General features: G+C 53.0%; 2 protein-coding genes. Both read right to left on the minus strand.

Annotated features, from left to right (window positions below; genetic code table 11):
- Positions 1-11 precede the first annotated feature (11 nt).
- Positions 12-986 (minus strand): AbiV family abortive infection protein, encoded by a 975-nt coding sequence (locus AC2FIT_RS22485; RefSeq protein WP_496832633.1) that lies wholly within the window; start codon positions 984-986, stop codon positions 12-14.
- A 25-nt stretch (positions 987-1011) separates the two neighbouring features.
- On the minus strand, positions 1012-2183 hold a 1172-nt coding region (locus AC2FIT_RS22490; RefSeq protein ID WP_496832635.1), incomplete at its 5' end, for a DUF6538 domain-containing protein.

The raw sequence follows: 2183 nt of genomic DNA on the forward strand, positions 1-2183 counted from the left end.
TGCCCCAAAGCCTATGGTTTGGGCATTGCTGCTTCTTTCAACTGCTTTCCAAAGGTCGCCCCCAAACCTAGTTCTGCGGTGCGATCCGATATGGAGAGCAACAACTTAACCGCACCGTAGTATCTCTGCCGGTACAAGGGGAGTGAGTCGGACAGTCCCAATCTTGAGGACATCTGGTGGGCTACCGAAATCAGCGCCTTGCCGATCCGCTGCTTCGACACTTGCTCTGCAAGATAGCTCGCGAGGTAATCATGAAACGAGGAATAGTCGGGCACCATTGACGCGCTCATGGCCCCAAGTTGATACAGAAAATCGGCTTCTACCTCCTGCAACTTGAGGCTCTTTGTCCAGTGTCTGGTATGCGGGGTTTCTCCCAGTGCTAACGCGAGCCAGTCACCTGCACGTCGGTAAGAAACGTGCCAAGATGCATAGCTATCCGCGCGTTCTTGAGTGAAGGTCAACAAGTAGTCCAAAACATCAGAGAATTCGTCAGTGGCAGTTGGCTCGTGAACCCCATCCTCTCTAAGGTCTACATAGAAGTTGGACTGTTTGAACCAATCGAGATTCTCTAAGATATTGTCTGGAGCGTAGAGACTAAAAAGTCTTCGGCTGAAGACCGGATCTTGTTCCATGGCAGCTCGGATTTTGCTGCCATAGGCAAGAAGAGCTTCCTGTTTCGCCTTATGATGACCACCCTTCTTCCAGTACTTTTTCCAAGCTTCGTCATCTACATCGTGCTCGAACTTCAGAAAGGTGTCCGCCAACAATGGCACCTTTGCAAGCTCTTCCAACGCCAAGACGACGAGCGCGGCAGCGCGTGTCATGCGATTACCTGAAATTAAGAACCGCGCATCCTCTAGGAGGTCATTGCCGTTCTTGGTGTATGCGACAAGGGCACTGGCAACCTCCTCTTTGGTCAATTGACCAGAGCGTCTAATTGCAGCGGACGGTTTGTCTAGGATTATTCCAATGTCTGAATCACTCAAAGCGTCTCAATCCAAATTCTTTCGGTCATTTGGGCAGCAGCGTCATCCTTTCCATCCATTTCGCCAAGACAGCTAGGGGATACCCGCTTCCATAAGATTGACCAACGCCTTCAGATTGCCAACCGCCAATTTGATCGACCACGTCCGATGGACATTCAACGGCCCTCAGGCGGTCACGCATAGAATGACGGAAGCTATGCATCGTACATCGTTCCGGGACCATCGGCTTGAGCCACTTGTTTAGAGCCGCACTTGCTGAGTTCGCGTTTGTTTGGCCGCTACCGTTGTATCGGGGAAAGGCATGAACGCCGTCGTTCGCATTGCTGAGAATGCGGCCCGCGGCCCAGAAAGCCTTGCCGACCAATGGAATCTCACGGGCGCTGTTGGAATTCTTGAGCCGTCGCCAAGGGTGTTCTTGAATGATTACTTTAGGATACTTTCCATCTATCACGAGGTCGTCCAGCATAAGACCTGCAGCCTCAGCAAGTCTCATCCCTGTGTCAGAAACCAACGCCACGAGCCAACGAAGTTCATCATCAAGCCTTAAGCATTCACCTTGCACGGCACGTACCACATTGCTTGGTAAAGGCTCGCGTTCTTTCACTCCGGCTTGGCGGTCGAAGTAGACGCCGCCAAAGGGGTTCGTCATCGAGATGTCCAGCTCGCTGGCAGCGAAGTTCGTTACTGAGCGAACTGTTCCGAAGATGCGAGTGATGCTGCTGCCAGACAGGCCACGGGCAATAAGCGCGTCCCGAAATTTGTTTGCATCACCCTTGGTATAGGCTCGAAGGTCCTTATCGCCAGCGACGTCGATCACGTAGCCACAACTCCGCTCCGCAGCGCGGTGAAAGGTGGCCGGACGACCGTTGCCCTTGAGCTTGAGATAAACCGCAACAGCCTCAGAGAGCGTTATCGCTTCGAACATCGGGGCATCTAGCGCGTCGCTTATTGTGTCCGCAGCCACGCGAAGTCGGTGCTTCCCGGGCAACTCCGCATCCTTGCACCGCAGGTAGTACCAGTGATCATCCAGCTGATCCGCAGCCCGCCTCGCCTGTGCTGCTGCGATCTTCACCGACCTTGTACGCAGGGAGTAAGCGATCTTCTTCGTGTTGTAGTGTTTCAAAAGATCGCTCGGGACCCGCCTTTCGAAATAGTAGATACCATTCTTGGTAAAAGAAAAGGGGACCGATTTGTCAT

Source organism: Ruegeria sp. YTSA135 (assembly GCF_059610165.1).